19 protein-coding genes are annotated in these 14,440 nt (G+C 71.9%); 8 read left to right on the forward strand and 11 right to left on the reverse strand.

Annotation, left to right across the window (positions count from 1 at the left end):
* Nucleotides 1-13: 13 nt before the first annotated feature.
* Nucleotides 14-742 carry a TetR/AcrR family transcriptional regulator gene (locus C4K88_RS03760; protein ID WP_104120242.1) on the reverse strand — a complete coding sequence of 243 codons (729 nt, stop codon included), beginning with the start codon at nt 740-742 and terminating at the stop codon, nt 14-16.
* A 117-nt stretch (nt 743-859) separates the two neighbouring features.
* Here C4K88_RS03760 and ptsP point away from each other — a divergent pair, with 117 nt between their 5' ends.
* Nucleotides 860-2,542: a phosphoenolpyruvate--protein phosphotransferase gene (gene ptsP, locus C4K88_RS03765; protein WP_104120243.1), complete on the forward strand. Its 1,683-nt coding sequence runs from the start codon at nt 860-862 to the stop codon at nt 2,540-2,542.
* A 108-nt stretch (nt 2,543-2,650) separates the two neighbouring features.
* Here ptsP and C4K88_RS03770 read toward each other — a convergent pair whose 3' ends face one another.
* On the reverse strand, nt 2,651-2,872 hold the full coding sequence (locus C4K88_RS03770) for a hypothetical protein (RefSeq protein WP_104120244.1): 222 nt from the start codon (nt 2,870-2,872) through the stop codon (nt 2,651-2,653).
* A gap of 193 nt (nt 2,873-3,065) precedes the next feature.
* Between C4K88_RS03770 and C4K88_RS03775 the strand changes: the two genes are divergently transcribed.
* From C4K88_RS03775 to C4K88_RS03785, 3 genes are all read left to right on the forward strand, one after another.
* Nucleotides 3,066-3,362, forward strand: a complete 297-nt coding sequence (locus C4K88_RS03775; protein WP_104120245.1) for a hypothetical protein — start codon at nt 3,066-3,068, stop codon at nt 3,360-3,362.
* Nucleotides 3,363-3,485: 123 nt separating this feature from the next.
* A complete protein-coding gene (locus C4K88_RS03780) occupies nt 3,486-3,785 on the forward strand; it encodes a hypothetical protein (protein ID WP_104120246.1) in 300 nt (99 codons plus the stop codon).
* 29 nt (nt 3,786-3,814) lie between these two features.
* On the forward strand, nt 3,815-4,204 hold the full coding sequence (locus tag C4K88_RS03785; protein ID WP_104120247.1) for a nuclear transport factor 2 family protein: 390 nt from the start codon (nt 3,815-3,817) through the stop codon (nt 4,202-4,204).
* 85 nt (nt 4,205-4,289) lie between these two features.
* Here the strand turns inward: C4K88_RS03785 and C4K88_RS03790 are convergent, their stop codons facing one another.
* The 6 genes from C4K88_RS03790 to alr all read right to left on the reverse strand — a co-directional run bounded on the left by C4K88_RS03790 (nt 4,290) and on the right by alr (nt 8,939).
* Nucleotides 4,290-4,904, reverse strand: a complete 615-nt coding sequence (locus C4K88_RS03790; RefSeq protein ID WP_104120248.1) for a GNAT family N-acetyltransferase — start codon at nt 4,902-4,904, stop codon at nt 4,290-4,292.
* Nucleotides 4,905-5,010: 106 nt separating this feature from the next.
* On the reverse strand, nt 5,011-6,096 hold the full coding sequence (gene tsaD, locus C4K88_RS03795; RefSeq protein WP_104120249.1) for a tRNA (adenosine(37)-N6)-threonylcarbamoyltransferase complex transferase subunit TsaD: 1,086 nt from the start codon (nt 6,094-6,096) through the stop codon (nt 5,011-5,013).
* On the reverse strand, nt 6,093-6,560 hold the full coding sequence (rimI, locus tag C4K88_RS03800; protein ID WP_104120250.1) for a ribosomal protein S18-alanine N-acetyltransferase: 468 nt from the start codon (nt 6,558-6,560) through the stop codon (nt 6,093-6,095). Before rimI ends, tsaD begins: the two co-directional genes overlap by 4 nt.
* Entirely contained in the window at nt 6,557-7,237 is a 681-nt protein-coding gene (tsaB, locus tag C4K88_RS03805; RefSeq protein WP_104120251.1) for a tRNA (adenosine(37)-N6)-threonylcarbamoyltransferase complex dimerization subunit type 1 TsaB, read from the reverse strand. The genes rimI and tsaB overlap by 4 nt, the downstream gene beginning before the upstream one ends.
* 9 nt (nt 7,238-7,246) lie before the next feature.
* Entirely contained in the window at nt 7,247-7,789 is a 543-nt protein-coding gene (gene tsaE, locus C4K88_RS03810; protein WP_104120252.1) for a tRNA (adenosine(37)-N6)-threonylcarbamoyltransferase complex ATPase subunit type 1 TsaE, read from the reverse strand.
* Nucleotides 7,773-8,939 carry an alanine racemase gene (gene alr, locus C4K88_RS03815; protein ID WP_104120253.1) on the reverse strand — a complete coding sequence of 389 codons (1,167 nt, stop codon included), beginning with the start codon at nt 8,937-8,939 and terminating at the stop codon, nt 7,773-7,775. Before alr ends, tsaE begins: the two co-directional genes overlap by 17 nt.
* A gap of 88 nt (nt 8,940-9,027) precedes the next feature.
* Here alr and C4K88_RS03820 point away from each other — a divergent pair, with 88 nt between their 5' ends.
* Entirely contained in the window at nt 9,028-9,606 is a 579-nt protein-coding gene (locus tag C4K88_RS03820) for a GIY-YIG nuclease family protein (RefSeq protein ID WP_241521681.1), read from the forward strand.
* Between the two features lie 80 nt (nt 9,607-9,686).
* Nucleotides 9,687-10,745 (forward strand): phosphatase PAP2 family protein, encoded by a 1,059-nt coding sequence (locus C4K88_RS03825; RefSeq protein ID WP_104120254.1) that lies wholly within the window; start codon nt 9,687-9,689, stop codon nt 10,743-10,745.
* Between the two features lie 7 nt (nt 10,746-10,752).
* Here the strand turns inward: C4K88_RS03825 and C4K88_RS03830 are convergent, their stop codons facing one another.
* On the reverse strand, nt 10,753-11,889 hold the full coding sequence (locus C4K88_RS03830) for a PfkB family carbohydrate kinase (RefSeq protein WP_104120255.1): 1,137 nt from the start codon (nt 11,887-11,889) through the stop codon (nt 10,753-10,755).
* A gap of 122 nt (nt 11,890-12,011) precedes the next feature.
* On the opposite strand from C4K88_RS03830, the gene C4K88_RS03835 reads away from it, so the two are divergent.
* The gene (locus C4K88_RS03835) at nt 12,012-12,263 is read left to right on the forward strand and encodes a hypothetical protein (protein WP_104120256.1); all 252 of its coding nucleotides are present in this window, start codon (nt 12,012-12,014) and stop codon (nt 12,261-12,263) included.
* A complete protein-coding gene (locus C4K88_RS03840) occupies nt 12,260-13,612 on the forward strand; it encodes a 6-phospho-beta-glucosidase (RefSeq protein WP_104120257.1) in 1,353 nt (450 codons plus the stop codon). The genes C4K88_RS03835 and C4K88_RS03840 overlap by 4 nt, the downstream gene beginning before the upstream one ends.
* Nucleotides 13,613-13,682: 70 nt before the next feature.
* On the opposite strand, the gene C4K88_RS03845 is transcribed toward C4K88_RS03840, so the two are convergent.
* Both C4K88_RS03845 and C4K88_RS03850 read right to left on the reverse strand, forming a co-directional pair.
* On the reverse strand, nt 13,683-14,192 hold the full coding sequence (locus C4K88_RS03845) for a GNAT family N-acetyltransferase (RefSeq protein WP_104120258.1): 510 nt from the start codon (nt 14,190-14,192) through the stop codon (nt 13,683-13,685).
* Nucleotides 14,192-14,440: aldo/keto reductase (locus C4K88_RS03850; protein WP_174705204.1), on the reverse strand; the 249-nt coding region annotated here is incomplete at its 5' end. The genes C4K88_RS03850 and C4K88_RS03845, both read right to left, overlap by 1 nt.

The raw sequence follows: 14,440 nt of genomic DNA on the forward strand, positions 1-14,440 counted from the left end.
TCGTCGGGAAGCGTCAGCTTCCGGAGCGGCTGGATATTCTCTGGAGCCATTCGAGGAAGAGCTTCAGCTCCGAACTGGAGAGCTGATCGGGGTGCGAGACCTGCAGTGCTGCATTGAGGGCGATCGCCGCCACCACCACGGACGGCGTCCCCTCGGTGTCGGTCACGGGATCGGACTCCGAGTCCGTGGCCACTGCCGAGATGACCGCCTCGCGCGTCATCGCGGAGAGTTCGAGGTTCCGCTTCGCTGCGGGCTCCGCGATCAGCATGAGGGTGACGCCGATGTTGGCGGCCAGCATGCTGCGCGCGGCTTCGTGCGGCGAGACGACGAGACGGGACGCCGCGGCCGCCCGCGCCAGCACCTCCTCCAGGAACGCCTCCGCGCTGGCGACCATGGTGGGCCGACGCTCGGGCCTGATGTTCCCGAACATCACCGTGTACAGGTGCGCGTGATCGAGGCCGAACCGCACATGGTTGTCCCAGTGGCGGCGGAGGTCCTCGACCGGCTGACCCGACGTCGGAATGCTCCGCTCCGCCTCCAGGTACTCCGAGAAACCCTCGGCGACGACGGCGTCGAAGAGTCCCTCCTTGTCCCCGAAGTGGTGATACAGGGTGGGAGCGGTCACGCGGGCGGCCTCGGTGATCTGGCGCGTCGAGACAGGCTCTCCGTTGGACTCCGCGAGCAGTGCCGCGGCAGCCCGGAGCAGCCTGGCCTTCGGCGCCGGTTCGCCTCCCTTTTTCATGGCTGCTAGCGTAGCAGCTATAGCAGCGTTATATGAACTGGGTCACAACCTACAATTGTCCTGCGCGCCACAATGGTGTTGGACCCAGATCCACCGGCAAGGAAACGAGGACGTTCAATGGAGAATTTCGCAGGTGTCGGGGTCAGCCCCGGACGCGTGATCGGCCCGGTCCGGCACATGCCGCCGTCCGTCGGGGAACCCCCCGCCGGCGAGCGCCACGATACCGACACTCCGGAGGAGTCCGTCGCCGCCCTCAAAGCCGCGGCGAAGACCGTGCAGGAGGAGCTCAAGCGCAGGGCCGGCATCGCCAAGGGCGACGCCAAGGCCGTCCTGCAGGCCACTTCGCTGATGGCGACGGATCCCCTGCTGCTGAAGTCCGCGACGAAGCTCATCAACAACGGCGCCTCCCCCGCCCGGGCCGTCTGGGAGGCGGGCGCCTCCGTGGCCGAGATGCTGCACAATCTCGGCGGCTACATGGCCGAGCGCACCGCCGATGTCCTCGATGTGCGCTCGCGCATCGTGGCGGAACTGCGCGGACTCCCCGCGCCGGGCATCCCGTCCTCCGACACGCCCTTCATCCTCGTCGCCGAGGACCTCGCCCCTGCGGACACCGCCACCCTCGACCCCGCCGTGGTCCTCGCCCTCGTCACCTCCGGCGGCGGCCCGCAGTCCCACACCGCCATCATCGCGCGCGCCCTCGGACTGCCCGCCGTCGTAGCCGCCTCCGGCGTGGACGACATCGACGAGGGCACCCCCGTCTTCGTGGACGGCGCCGCAGGGACCCTCAGCCTCCGGCCCGGCGCCGAGGAGGAAGCAGCGGCCGAGGCCTACGCGACCGCAGCGGCCGCGCTCGCCGTGTTCGACGGCGTGGGCGTGACGGCCGATGGGCACGAGGTGCCATTGCTGGCCAACGTCGGCGGGGCGGCCGACGCCGTCAAGGCCGCCGAGGCGAAGGCCCAGGGCGTGGGCCTGCTCCGGACGGAGTTCTGCTTCCTCGGACGCGATACGGAGCCGACCGCCCAGGAGCAGGTCGAGGCCTACAAGGGCGTCTTCGATGCCTTCCCCGGCAGGAAGGTGGTGGTCCGCACGCTCGACGCCGGCGCGGACAAGCCGCTGCCCTTCCTCACCGACACCTCGGAACCCAATCCTGCGCTCGGGGTCCGCGGCTACCGCACCGACCTGACCTCGCCGGGCGTCCTGGAACGGCAGCTGAAGGCCATCGCGGACGCCGCCGCCCAGTCGAGCGCGGACGTCTGGGTCATGGCGCCGATGATCTCCACGGCGGAGGAGGCCGCGGACTTCGCGAAGCTGTGCAGCAACGCCGGCCTCCAGACGCCGGGCGTGATGGTCGAGGTCCCCTCGGCGGCCGTCATGGCGGAGTCGATCCTCGGCGAGGTGTCCTTCGCGAGCCTGGGGACCAACGACCTCACGCAGTACACGATGGCCGCCGACCGGCAGCTCGGCTCCCTCGCCGCGCTCAACAACTCCTGGCAGCCCGCCGTCCTCCGCATGGTGAAGCTGACGGTGGACGGCTCCGCAGCCGAAGGGCACGCGAAGCCCGTCGGGGTGTGCGGCGAGGCCGCGGCGGACCCCGCGCTCGCCGTCGTCCTCGTGGGACTCGGCATCTCGACGCTGTCCATGACACCGCGGGCCCTCGCCGGGGTGGGTGCCGTACTGAACAGCGTCACCCTGGCCGACGCGCAGCGCATCGCCGGGATCGCCGTGGCCTCGCCGACTGCGGCCGAGGCGAAGTCCCGGGTCCGCGCAGAACTGCCCGTCCTGGAATCGCTCGGCCTGTAGGCGCCCGGCCGGGGGCGGCGCGCCCCCGGCCGGCGGCAGGGTCCCGCCTCAGAGGACGCCCACGACACTGCACCTCGCGGAGGGCTCGATGGTGACGGGCGCGCCCCGTCAGAGGGGCAGTGCCGATGCGGGATCGACGCCGGCGGCGAGTTTCACCACCTCGTCCACCGGGAGTTCCGCCACCTCGGCGACAGCCGTGATGTCCTCCCCCTGCGTGATCGCCTCGACCACTGCCTCCTGCAGGACCAGATCGGCCCGGTCGAGCTCGAACTGGACGTCCTCCTTGTCCGCGGCAGCGACACTGATGTTCAGCAGATGATCCTTCGTCATAGCAGGTGGGTACCTCACGTCGTGGTTGAACGGTGTGGCGCGGGCCTCCCTGCCACGCGGATGACCTGCGCTGGGGGTGCCGTTGTCGCGACCATCCTAGCGATTCACGGCGCGGCGCGGAATGGGTCACCGATGGCGTGCACACCTGCCGCCTGTCATCCCGTGTGTCGGCTCCGCGGCATACTCTCGGCCCATGGCACAGCGACCGGGATGGCATGGCATCCCACCCAGTGAGGACCGGTACGTCCCTCCGCTCCAGCTCGAGGCACCCGACGGCGACGTCGTCGAGCCGACCCGCTCCCCCGCCCTCTGGGTGGAACTCGACTATCCCGACGGGAGCCGGCGCACCATGAAGGGATTCGCGATGGCCTGGACGGGCACCATGGTGCGGGCGCAGTGGATCGAGTACTCCCGTGCACGCGAGGCCTGGGTGGACGCCTCGCGCTGCCGGCGTCGGACCCTGGCACCGCACCCCTCGCACGCGTCCTGAACAGGCACCCGACGCGGCCCGCAGCCGGCGACAGCCACGGGCCCGCGCCCGCGCCCGTGGCGCCCTCGTAGACTGGGCGTATGCACGAGCCCACACCGAGCGCCGGCCGTCGCGCAGGCCTGCGTGGCTAGGGCGGCCGGGTGGCACGGACTCCCACCGACGACGCACCAGTTCGTTCCCCCGATCCAGCTCGAGCCGCCGACCCGGGGGATCACGGACTCCGTGTCCCCCGCCCCTGCACTCTGGGTGGACCTCGAGTACCCGGACGGCTCCCGGCAGACCGTCCGGGGCTTCGCAATGGCCTGGACCAGCACGGCGGTCCTCGCGCAGTGGGTCGAATTCTCCCTCGCCCGCAGTGCCTGGGTCCGCCCGGAGCAGTGCACGCGGCGGTCGATCCCCGGCCGTCCAGGCATACGGGACTGAAACCCGGAGGCCGCCGGTAGCATCGGTGCATGGAATCTACCGAGGTTGTCCGGCGGTACTGGTCGTCGGTGTGGAGCAGGAACTGGGCTGCCGTCGGGCAGACGCTCGCCGAGGACGTGACGGTGTTCTGGCCCGTGACCCGCGAGATCATCCGCGGCAGGGACAACATGGTTGCGGTGAACTCGGAGCGCAGGAACGGCTGGAGCATCGACGTGCTCGAGGTCTACGACGCCGGCGAGGTGGTGGTGTCCGAGGTGCAGGTGCCGCAGGAGGACGTCGGGATCTTCCGCGTCGTATCGATCTGGACCGTGTCCGGCGGCGTCATCACCTCGGGCCGGGAGTACTGGACCCTGTACGGCGGAGAGGAAGGCCTCGACTGGCGGCGGAAGTACACCAGCGTCGGAGACCTTCCCTCCTGAACCCTACGGCACCGGCCGTGCGGACGCGGAGGGAACGGCAGCCGCATCGTGGCCGGCCGCTCGCGCGTTCCACAGGCCGTCCGGTCTAGCTCATGACGAGGCTGCGGTACTGGGGGTTGTCCGCCAGGAAGGCCTGCACCTGCTCGCAGTACGGCAGGGCGGCAAGCCGGCGCTTGTGGGCGTCGAGCAGGACCTTGCGGATGATGACACCCTCCAGTCCGGCGCCCTCGAAGGCCGCTGCGACCACCGTGCGGTGCAGCCGCAGCGTGCCGGCCCGCAGGGAGTAGGAGACGTAGCCCGCGAGCATCCCATCCTGGAAGAGCTCGAAGCGCTGGTTCATGGGATTGTCGCGGAAGGCGCCGGGACGCTCCGCTCCGCCCGAGTTCTCGCGTGCATCGGCGATGCGACGCTCCAGCTCGTCCGCGAGGCGCTCGTAGTCCTCCTGGGCGCCGTACGGCGGGAAGTCGGCGTCGAGCACCCGGTACATCTGGTTGACCCAGCGGCGGAGCTGGCGCGTGGTGACACCCGTGAAATCGTAGGGCAGCACGAGCGGCTCGGCCGGCTGGCGGACCGGGGAGGCGTGGCCGGTCGCCATCCCGGGCCATGCGTCGAGAGCGGTGCCATTGTCAATGGGGAGTTCAGGGGCTGCATCGTCATCGATACGAGCGGAAGTGGACGACGTCTGGGCTGTGGATGTCATGGCTTGACCTTCAGGTCAGAAAGGAGCAGGCCGTTTTCTTGACCTCCCCCTAATCTAGCTGTCGACTAGGGGGATGTAAAGCTAGTTTGTCTAGCAATCAGCAGACTTATGCGCTGGCGAGCGTAATGCTCGTGACGGGGAGTGATGGATCGGTCCCGAAGGCGATGCCGCTCGGGCTGCCCCCGTCCAGGACGATCTGCGCTCCGAGCGCGGCGACCATGGCGCCGTTATCGGTGCACAGCGAGGGCGCCGGGACCGTCAGCGTGATGCCGGCGGCCTCGCACCTCTCGGCGGTCAGCTCACGGAGCCGCCGGTTGGCGGCCACTCCCCCACCCAGCAGCAGCGTGGTGATCCCGTGCTCGCGGCAGGCGAGGACGGCTTTCGACGTGATGATGTCCACGACGGCCTCCTGGAAGGACGCCGCGATGTCCGCCACCGGCACCTCCAGGCCTGCGGCTTCGTACTGCTCCACCGAGCGGGCGACGGCGGTCTTCAGGCCGCTGAAGGACCAGTCGTAGCGGTGGGGCCCGGGCTGCTCGGCCGTGCCCATGTACTTGGGCTGCGACAGGCCGCGTGGAAAACGGATGGCTGTGGGATCACCCTGCTGCGCGAGGCGGTCGATGGCCGGGCCGCCCGGATACCCGAGGCCCAGGATCCGGGCGGTCTTGTCGTAGGCCTCACCGGCGGCGTCGTCGATGGTGGACCCGAGCAGTTCGACGTCCTTCGCGATGTCGATGACGCGGAGGATCTCGGTGTGCCCTCCCGAGACGAGCAACGCGCCGAGATTCGGCGGCAGGCCGTCGCTGAACGTGCCGCCGACCATGCCGACCCCGACGTGCGCCACGAGGTGGTTGATCGCGTAGAGCGGCTTGCCGGTGGCCACGGCGAGCGCCTTCGCCGCCGAGACGCCGACCATGAGGGCACCGGAGAGCCCGGGGCCCGCGGTGACGGCGATCGCGTCGAGCTCGTCGAGCGTGACGTCGGCGTCGTCCAGCGCCGCCCGGAGGGTGGGCACGAAGGCCTCGAGGTGGGCGCGCGAGGCGATCTCCGGGATGACGCCGCCGAAGCGGACGTGCTCGTCCATCGAGGAGGACACGGTGTTGGTCAGCAGCTCGGTGCCGCGAACGATCCCCACGCCGGTCTCGTCGCAGGAGGATTCGATGCCGAGCACCAGGGGGCGGGCGGTTCTCATGATGTCCCTTCTCCGTTCGCGGCCAGGACCAGACGCATCACCCAGGCGTCGACGCCGTCGCGGTAGTACTTCTTGCGGGTGTGGATCTGCCGGAACCCGAACCGCGTGTACAGGCCCTGGGCCCGGGGGTTGTCGGCCCGGACCTCGAGCATCACGGTGTCGGCGCCGCGCCGTCGTGCCTCCCCGAGCAGTTCCGTGAGCAGGGCCCGTCCGATGCCCCGGCCCTCGAAGCGCGGGAGGACGCCGATGGTCTGGATGTCCGCCGTCGTGTCGATCACCATGAGACCGGCATAGCCGACGGCCTCGCCGTCCACCTCGGCGACGAGGTAGCGCCGGGTGTCCGGCTGGAAGAACTCCGTGTAGAACATCTCCAGCGGCCAGGCGTCGGTGGGGAACAGCTCGTTCTCGAGCCGGCCGATCGTCTCGATGTCCTCGAAGGCCAGGTCCCGCAGCAGGAAGCTCACGCCGTCGCCCGCTTCCGCGGCCCGGGCACCTGCGCGTCCGATTCGCGGAGGTACAGCGGCGCGGTGTCCCGCAGGGGAACGCCGGCGAGCAGCCGCAGGCGGGCCACGCGCGCGAGGGATGCGGCGTCCGGGTCCGCTGCCGCGAAGGCCGGTACGCCGTCCACGGCGTCGGGGTACAGGCCCGCGGCACGTCCGACGAGCGGCAGTCCCGCGGGGAGCGTGGCGGCGGCGCCCACGTGCGGACCGTCGAGGAGGTCGGGGAGGGCACCGGGCTCGGGCGACGCCCGGTATGGCGCCCAGTACACCTCGCCCCGGCGCGCGTCCGTCCCCACGAGGAACCTGCTGCCCGCCGCCACAGCGCCGCCCGCTGCGGCGTCATGGGCCAGGGCGTCCAGGCTCATGACCCCGTGCAGGGGCACACCCCATACGAAGGCGAGAGTCCGGGCGGTGACGAGCCCGGCCCGCAGACCCGTGAACGGCCCCGGTCCGACGCCGGCGACGACGCCGTCGAGGTCAGCCCCCGCCACCCCGGCCTCGGACAGGATCCGGTGCACTGCCGGGGCGAGGACCTCCGCGTGGGAGCGGGTGTCGGCACTGGCGAACCGGCCGACGACGACGTCGTCGTGCAGGAGCGCGACGGTGGCCGCGGCGGAGGTGTCGAGGGCGAGGAGAAGCACCCGACAAGCCTAGTCGAGCACCAGCGCGGGCGGCTCGCCGTGCCACCGCGGACCGGCACCCGACAGCGTGACAGTGCGCACCTCGTCCTCGCCGTCGTCGTCGAAGTCCGTGACGATGCCGACTCCGGCCGGCCCGCTGCCGCCGAGCGGCCGGGTGATGTCCACGCGGAGCCAGCTCTCGGCCAGGTGCTCCACGCGTCCAGCGCCCCACTCGACGACCGTGACGTTGGCGTCGAGGGTGGCCTCGAGGTCGAGGTCGTCGACGGCGGCCGCGCTCTCGAGGCGGTAGGCGTCCACGTGGACGAGGCCGGGCCGGCCGTCGCGGGGGCGGTGCTGGCGGACGAGGACGAAGGTGGGCGAGATGATGCGGTCCTCGACGGCCAGGCCGCGCCCGAGCCCCTGGGTGAACGTGGTCTTGCCCGCCCCCAGCTCACCCGTGAGAACCAGCAGGTCCCCGGCTCGCAGGTGTCGGGAGAGCCCGGCGGCGAGCGCCTGCAGCTCGGCGGCCGAACCGACGTCGTACGATGCCGACCACTCAGGAGCCGGTGCCATCGCCGCCCTCCCGGGAGGTGTAGACCCGTTCCACGCGGTCGCTGATACGGGTGACGATCTCGTAGTTGATGGTCTGCGCGGCGGCGGCCCAGTCCTCGACGGGCGGTGCGTCGCTGCCGCCGAACAGGACGGCGCGTTCACCCAGGGGGCTCGCCGGGGTGCCCACCAGCCCGGTGGTACCGAAGTCGATGACGCACTGGTCCATGGCGATCCGGCCGACCACGGGGTAGACGCGCCCGCCCACCAGGACCGGCGCCCCGGTGGCGATACGCGGGACGCCGTCCGCGTACCCGACGGGGACGAGCCCCAGCGTCGTGGGCTTGCGGGTGCGGTAGGCGTACCCGTAGGAGACGCCCTGGCCCGCAGGCACCTCCTTGCAGTTCGCGACCGTGGTGCTGAACGTCATGACCGGGCGCAGCCCCAGGTCCTCGGACGCCTGGTCGGCGAAGGGCGAGAGCCCGTAGATGCCCAGGCCAACGCGCACCAGGTCGAAGTGGCAGTCGGGCCGCGAGAAGGTGGCGGGGGTGTTCGCGAGGTGCCGCACCTCGACGTCGATCCCGGCGTTCTCGGCGGCGGTGACGGCGGCGCGGAACGCCTGGACCTGCAGGTCGGTCTCGGGCCGGGCGGGCTCGTCGGCGACGGCCAGGTGGGAGAAGATCCCGACGACGCGGATGAGGCCTTCCTCCTGGTGGGCGACGGCGCGGGCCAGCAGTGCCTCCCACTGCTCCGGCGGGCAGCCGTTGCGGCCCAGCCCGGTGTCGATCTTCAGGTGCACGATGGCGGGACGCTCGAGTTCGCGCGCCGCGGCGGCGACGTGCTCCAGCTCCCACCCGGAGATGCCCAGGTCCAGTCCGTGCTCCACGCCGGCGGTGAAGTCGGTCCGTGCGGTGTGCAGCCAGGCAAGGATGGGCGCCTCGATGCCGGCCCTCCTCAGGGCGACGCCCTCGCTGACGTGGGCCACCCCGAGCCACGCCGCTCCCGCCTCGAGCGCGGCGCGGGCCACCGGCAGCGCGCCGTGACCGTAGGCGTCGGCCTTCACGACGGCCATCACGCGTGCCGGGTGGGCGACGTCGCGGAGGTGGCGGATGTTGTGCCGCAGCGCATCGAGGTCGATCTCTGCGGCGCGTTCGGGGAAAGTCACCCGGCCCATTCTGCCAGTCCCGCCTGCACGTCCGCCGCCGGAGGGGCGCAGGACGGCGGGCTTGCGCCGGGCGGCACCGCCGGGAAGAATCGAAGACATGTTCGATCAGGTGCAGGACCGTCAGACCTGTGGCCTCCGGGGGGAGGACGGGCGGCGCTGCGGTGGAGCCCTGGTCGACGCGCCCGCCCCGGTCTGCCGGGCCCACGCCGCGGTGATCGGAGACTGGGTGGCGGCCGAGTACGGGGTGACCGACGTCCTGCCCGGCGCCTGCCGTGCCTGTGGCTCGCGCCTGGGTGTGCGGTATCCCTCCGCCTGGGTGTGCGCTGCCTGCGAGTGGCCGGTGGGTGACGTCCTCGACGACGGCCTGCCGCCGCCCCGTGTGGACATCGTGTACTACTTGCGCTTCGGGGACCGCATCAAGATCGGCACGACGGCGAACCCCCGGCAGCGGCTGGCCCGCCTGTGGCACGACGAGCTCCTGGCATTCGAGCGGGGAGACCGGCTCACGGAGCACCGGCGCCACCGGGAGTTCGCCGCCTCGCGGCTCGGCCGCTCCGAGTGGTTCACCGCGTCCCGAGATCTCGAGGAGCATGTCCGCGGTCTCGCTGCAGGGGTCGAGGACCCATGGGCCCGCTACGCGCGGTGGCTCGGTGAGGCTGCGGCGCTGCGGGGCTGACCGGCCCTCCCCGAGAGGCAACCATGTCCTGGACGGAGTGCCGGAAGATGAAGGGCGCTCTGATGCATTAGAACTGTCTGATGAAGTCTTCGCCCCCGATGACGGGGCACACCCCCTCCGGACTGTTCCGCATCCCCTTCGCCGTGACGGCTGCGTTCGCCGTGCTCACCGCCCTCGTGGCCGTCGCCTCGGGGTTGCCGCTGCGTGACCCCGAGGGGTTCCTCGGACCGAGCTACGTCCGCCTGCCCCTGCTCCTGGCGGCCCTGGTCCTGGTGGACATGACCCCCTCCGTGCTGCGCCGCCGGACCGCCCCGGGGCGCGTGGTGCCCGCAGCGGTCGCGGAACTCCGTCGGCGCTGGCCGAAGGAGCGGCTCGTCGCGATCTCCGTGGGCCTGCTGACCTTCTATCTGGCGTACGTCTCGTACCGCAACATGAAGAGCTTCCTGCCGTTCATCCGCGACCGTGTGACGGACCCGCTCCTGCAGGCGAGCGACCGCTGGCTCCTCGGCGGTCTCCAACCCGGCGACGTACTCCAGCAGGTCCTCGGCACGGGGGCGAGCGCCCACGTGCTGTCCGCCGTCTACGTGTCCTACCTCATCTTCGTGCCCGTGTCCGTCGCGGCCGCGCTCGTCTGGTCCCGCAAGCTCTCGCAGGGCGCCTGGTACGTCACCGCGCTGTCCTTCAACTGGATCCTCGGAGCGCTGAGCTACTACGCCCTGCCGTCCCTGGGGCCCATCTACGTCGAGCCGCGGCACTTCACGGACCTGCCGGACACCGCTGTCACCGCACTGCAGGAATCCCTCTACCGGAACCGGGTCAGCGTCCTGTCCGACCCCCACGCCACCCAGTCCGTGCACGGGATCGCGGCCTTCGCCTCCCTGCACGTCTCCGTGGTCTTCTCGGCTGCCCTCATGGCGCATCTGCTCCGCCTGCCGCGGGTGATCCGGGCTGCACTGTGGGCCTACCTGCTGCTCACCGCCCTCGCCACCGTCTATTTCGGCTGGCACTATGTGGTCGACGTCGCCGCGGGTGCGGCCCTCGGCGCCGTGGCGATCCGGCTCGCAGCCCATGCGACGCGCTCCGTGGAGTCGGCGCCTCCCCCGGTGGCACCGGCCCTGGCGACGGCGGGACGCCTGTGAGGCGCGGTCACAGCGGGTCCGGCATGGCCTCGCTGCCCTCACAGGGGCGGATCGACGGGGAGGCGTCGGAGTGCCGGGCGATCGTCGCCGTCGCCCTGCGCGATGCCTCGCCCGGGACGTCGGTCACCAGGTCCTCCAGGAACGCGTAGCGGCGGCGCCACTGCTTCTGCTCGGCATTGCGACCCGCGCTGACCCGATGCCACCAGTCCGCGATGTCGCCCCACCCGGGTGCGGCCAGCGAGCCGCCGACGTGCTGCACGGACAGCGAGGCGCACAGGTTCGCGAAGCTCAGGCGGTCGGCGAGCCGGAAGCCCGCGAGGTCGGCCATGACGAAGGCTGCGCTGAAGCAGTCGCCGGCACCCGTGGGATCGTGGGCGGCCACGGGCAGGGCGGGCATCCACTCCTCCTCCCCCGTGAGGGAGTCGATGGCGATCGCCCCGTGCTGGCCCGCGGTGACGACGGCGACCGGCACCCGGTCCGCCAGCGCGTACAGCGCGGCCCACGGATCGTCGGTGCGCGTGTACGCCATGGCTTCGACGGCGTTCGGCATGAACGCGTAGAAGTGGTCCAGTGAGGCGAGCGTCTCGGGCGCCCATTCCCCGTCCGGGTCCCACCCCACGGCGCCGAACAGTTTCGTGCCGCCGGCCGCTGCGGTCTCCGCCCACGGCTCGATGTCCCGCTCCACGCCGACGACGGCTGCACGGCACGACGGCGGCGCCCCGATGAGGTCGCTGGCGCGCAGCGGTGCCGCATGGCCGTGCGTCACCATGGACCGGTCCTGATGCACCGAGAGGGAGACCGTGACCGGGGAGTGCCACTGCCCGAACACGCGCGAACGGGAGAGGTCCACGTGTTCCTGGTCCTGCAGGACGTCCCAGTTGAACTGCCCGTAGCCGTCGTCGCCGAACGCGGCGGCGAGCGTGGTGCGCAGACCGAGGCGGCTCGCGGCGATCGCCTGGTTCGCGATGCCGCCCGGGCCCGAGCCCATGCCGTCGGTCCAGACCTCGGTGCCCGGTGCCGGGAGCTGCTCCAGCCCCGTGAAGACGATGTCGAAGAACACCTGGCCGGTGAGCAGCAGATCGAACTCGGGTCCGTCCGGGCCCCGCGTGGCGGCCAGGGGGTCGAAGCGGTGCTGTTGGGCCATGTACGGCACCTTACTGCTCCGGCGGGACGTCGGCGGCCTGCGGGAGCTGGAAGGTGCAGAATCACCCGGAGAGGGGAGGATCGGGGCCGTTGTCCGTAGGCTGGGGACATGAGAGAGACACCATGACCCCGGCCCGGGACAGGGACGCGGACACCCCGGGGTCGCCGCGGCCCCCATCGGGGTCCGCACCGCTGCTGCCCGTCGGTGCCCGCATCCTGGTGGGCGTGGCGGCCGTGGTCTTCGCCGTCTCGCTCGCCTTCGTCCTCGCGTACACGACCTCCCTGCCGGTCCTGGCCTGCGGGGCCATCGGCCTGGGCCTTGCCGGCGCGCAACTGTACGCACTGCGCCGCGTCCTGTTCCGCGGGCGCCGATGAGCGGAGCCACCCTCGTCATCGTGGGCGGCGGGGGCTTCCGGGTACCGCTGGTGTACCGGGCCCTGTCCTCCGCACCGTTCGCCGGCCTCGTGTCCGACGTCGTCCTCGTGGACACGCTGCCGGACCGCGCGCACGCGATCGCCCGCGTACTCGGTGCCCTGCCGTCGGGGGCGCGGCCGGCGCCGTCGGTCCGGGTGGAAGCCCGGCTGGAGGACGCCCTGCCCGGCGCGGACCTCGTGTTCGCCGCGGTGCGCAGCGGCGGGGCGGAGGGACGCATCCTCGACGAACGCGTGGCCCTGGCCTGCGGGCTGCTCGGCCAGGAGACCGTGGGCGCCGGCGGCATCGCGTACGCCCTCCGGTCCATCCCCGACATGATGCGGGTGGCAACGCTGATGCGGGACCTCGCACCCGACGCCTGGCTGATCAACTTCACCAACCCGGCCGGCATGGTCACGGAGGCGCTCTCCGCGGTCCTGGGATCCCGGGTGATCGGCATCTGCGACTCGGCGTCGGGCCTGGTCACCCGTGCGGCACGCGCCGCGGGCGTGGACCTCCGCGGGTCCCTCACCGGGGTCGACTACGTGGGCCTGAACCACCTGGGCTGGCTGCGCCGGCTCGACGTCGACGGGCACGACCGCCTCCCGGGGCTGCTCACCGACGCCCCGCGCCTGGCGGGCTTCGAGGAGGGGCGCCTGTTCGGTCCGGATCTCCTCCGGGTCCTCGGTGCGCTACCCAACGAGTACCTGTTCTACTACTACTTCCACCGTGAGGCCCTGCGCTCCATCCGCGCGGCGGACCGGACGCGCGGCGAGACGCTCCGGGACCAGCAGGCGGACCTCTTCCCCCGGCTCCTCGCCTCCGCGGACCCGTTCGGCGTCTGGGAGGCCGCGCGGCGGGAACGGGAGTCCGGCTACCTGGCCGAGGCGCGGCCGGCGGATGAGGAGCGCGACGAGGCGGACCTCGCCGGGGGCGGCTACGAGCGCGTGGCGCTCCAGGTCATGCGGTCGCTGCTGACCGGACGCCGCGCGGAGCTGATCCTCAACGTACGCAACGGCACCACCTTTGCCGAGCTCCCGGCGGACGCCGTCGTCGAGGTGCCGTCCGTGGTGGACGCCGACGGCGCCCGCCCGCTGCCGGCGGCCCCGCCGACCCCGCACCAGCTGGGGCTCATGGCCGCGGTGAAGGCGGTCGAACAGGATACTGTCCGCGCAGCCGTGCACCGCGACCGGGATGCCGCCCTGCGCGCCTTCGCGGGGCACCCCCTCGTGGATTCCTTCCACGCTGCGACCCGCGTTCTCGCCGGCTACGAGGAGGCGTTCCCGGCGCTGAGGGCCTCCTGGTCGGACTGATCGCTCTGCCCGGTCGGCGCCCTCCCGTAGAGGGCCCGGACACCGAGGGCCGGATCGTGGGGAGGTTCCCCTACAGGAAGCGGTGCATGATGTGCAGGCCGGTGGGCCCCGTCGTGGGGTGGAGGAACGCGCCCGGGACGGTGCCGACGATCCCGAAGCCGAGTGAGGCCCAGAGGGCGACGGCGCGTTCGTTGGTCTCCACCACGGCGTTGAACTGCATCGCCGTATAGCCCGCGGCCCGCGCCTGCTCCAGCACTTGGCCGGCGAGGGCGCGCCCCACACCCCGCCCGCCGGCGTCGGCCGCGACCAGGAACGACGCATTCGCCACGTGGGCGCCGTTGCCGCCCCGGTTGGCGTGCAGCTGCGCCGTACCCAGCACACGACCGGTGTCCGCGTCCTCGGCCACGACGACGGTGAGGGTCGGGTCCGCGCCGGCCGGACCGGGCAGCCACTCGAGCCGTCCCGCCGCCTCGTCCATCGTGGTGTCCCAGCAGTAGGTCTCGCCGGCGCGGGCCACGGGCTCCAGGATGGCCCAGATCGCCGGCCAGTCCTCCGGCGCGGCGGTCCGGAACCGCAGCATCAGGCTTTGAGGGCGTTGGCCCAGAGGTTGATGTCGGAGTCGACGGCGTACTCATCGATTGCCTGGAGTTCCTCGGTGGTGAAGTCCAGGCGATCGATCGCGGCCAGGCTGTCCTCGAGCTGACGGACACTGGAGGCCCCGATCAGCGCCGAGGTCACCGGGGCCCCCTGGGACTGCTCCCGCAGCACCCACGCGATCGCCAGCTGCGCCAGCGACTGACCCCGGCCCGCCGCGATCGCGTGCAGACC

Source organism: Arthrobacter pityocampae (assembly GCF_002927275.1).
Taxonomy (GTDB): Bacteria; Actinomycetota; Actinomycetes; order Actinomycetales; family Micrococcaceae; genus Arthrobacter_D; species Arthrobacter_D pityocampae.

Bases quoted from the DNA above. Each gene is read 5' to 3' on its own strand.
- C4K88_RS03760 (WP_104120242.1), bottom strand. From the start codon at position 742: ATGAAAAAGGGAGGCGAACCGGCGCCGAAGGCCAGGCTGCTCCGGGCT.
- ptsP (WP_104120243.1), top strand. From the start codon at position 860: ATGGAGAATTTCGCAGGTGTCGGGGTCAGCCCCGGACGCGTGATCGGC.
- C4K88_RS03770 (WP_104120244.1), bottom strand. From the start codon at position 2,872: ATGACGAAGGATCATCTGCTGAACATCAGTGTCGCTGCCGCGGACAAG.
- C4K88_RS03775 (WP_104120245.1), top strand. From the start codon at position 3,066: ATGGCACAGCGACCGGGATGGCATGGCATCCCACCCAGTGAGGACCGG.
- C4K88_RS03785 (WP_104120247.1), top strand. From the start codon at position 3,815: ATGGAATCTACCGAGGTTGTCCGGCGGTACTGGTCGTCGGTGTGGAGC.
- C4K88_RS03790 (WP_104120248.1), bottom strand. From the start codon at position 4,904: ATGACATCCACAGCCCAGACGTCGTCCACTTCCGCTCGTATCGATGAC.
- tsaD (WP_104120249.1), bottom strand. From the start codon at position 6,096: ATGAGAACCGCCCGCCCCCTGGTGCTCGGCATCGAATCCTCCTGCGAC.
- tsaE (WP_104120252.1), bottom strand. From the start codon at position 7,789: ATGGCACCGGCTCCTGAGTGGTCGGCATCGTACGACGTCGGTTCGGCC.
- alr (WP_104120253.1), bottom strand. From the start codon at position 8,939: ATGGGCCGGGTGACTTTCCCCGAACGCGCCGCAGAGATCGACCTCGAT.
- C4K88_RS03820 (WP_241521681.1), top strand. From the start codon at position 9,028: ATGTTCGATCAGGTGCAGGACCGTCAGACCTGTGGCCTCCGGGGGGAG.
- C4K88_RS03825 (WP_104120254.1), top strand. From the start codon at position 9,687: ATGAAGTCTTCGCCCCCGATGACGGGGCACACCCCCTCCGGACTGTTC.
- C4K88_RS03830 (WP_104120255.1), bottom strand. From the start codon at position 11,889: ATGGCCCAACAGCACCGCTTCGACCCCCTGGCCGCCACGCGGGGCCCG.
- C4K88_RS03835 (WP_104120256.1), top strand. From the start codon at position 12,012: ATGACCCCGGCCCGGGACAGGGACGCGGACACCCCGGGGTCGCCGCGG.
- C4K88_RS03840 (WP_104120257.1), top strand. From the start codon at position 12,260: ATGAGCGGAGCCACCCTCGTCATCGTGGGCGGCGGGGGCTTCCGGGTA.
- C4K88_RS03845 (WP_104120258.1), bottom strand. From the start codon at position 14,192: ATGCTGCGGTTCCGGACCGCCGCGCCGGAGGACTGGCCGGCGATCTGG.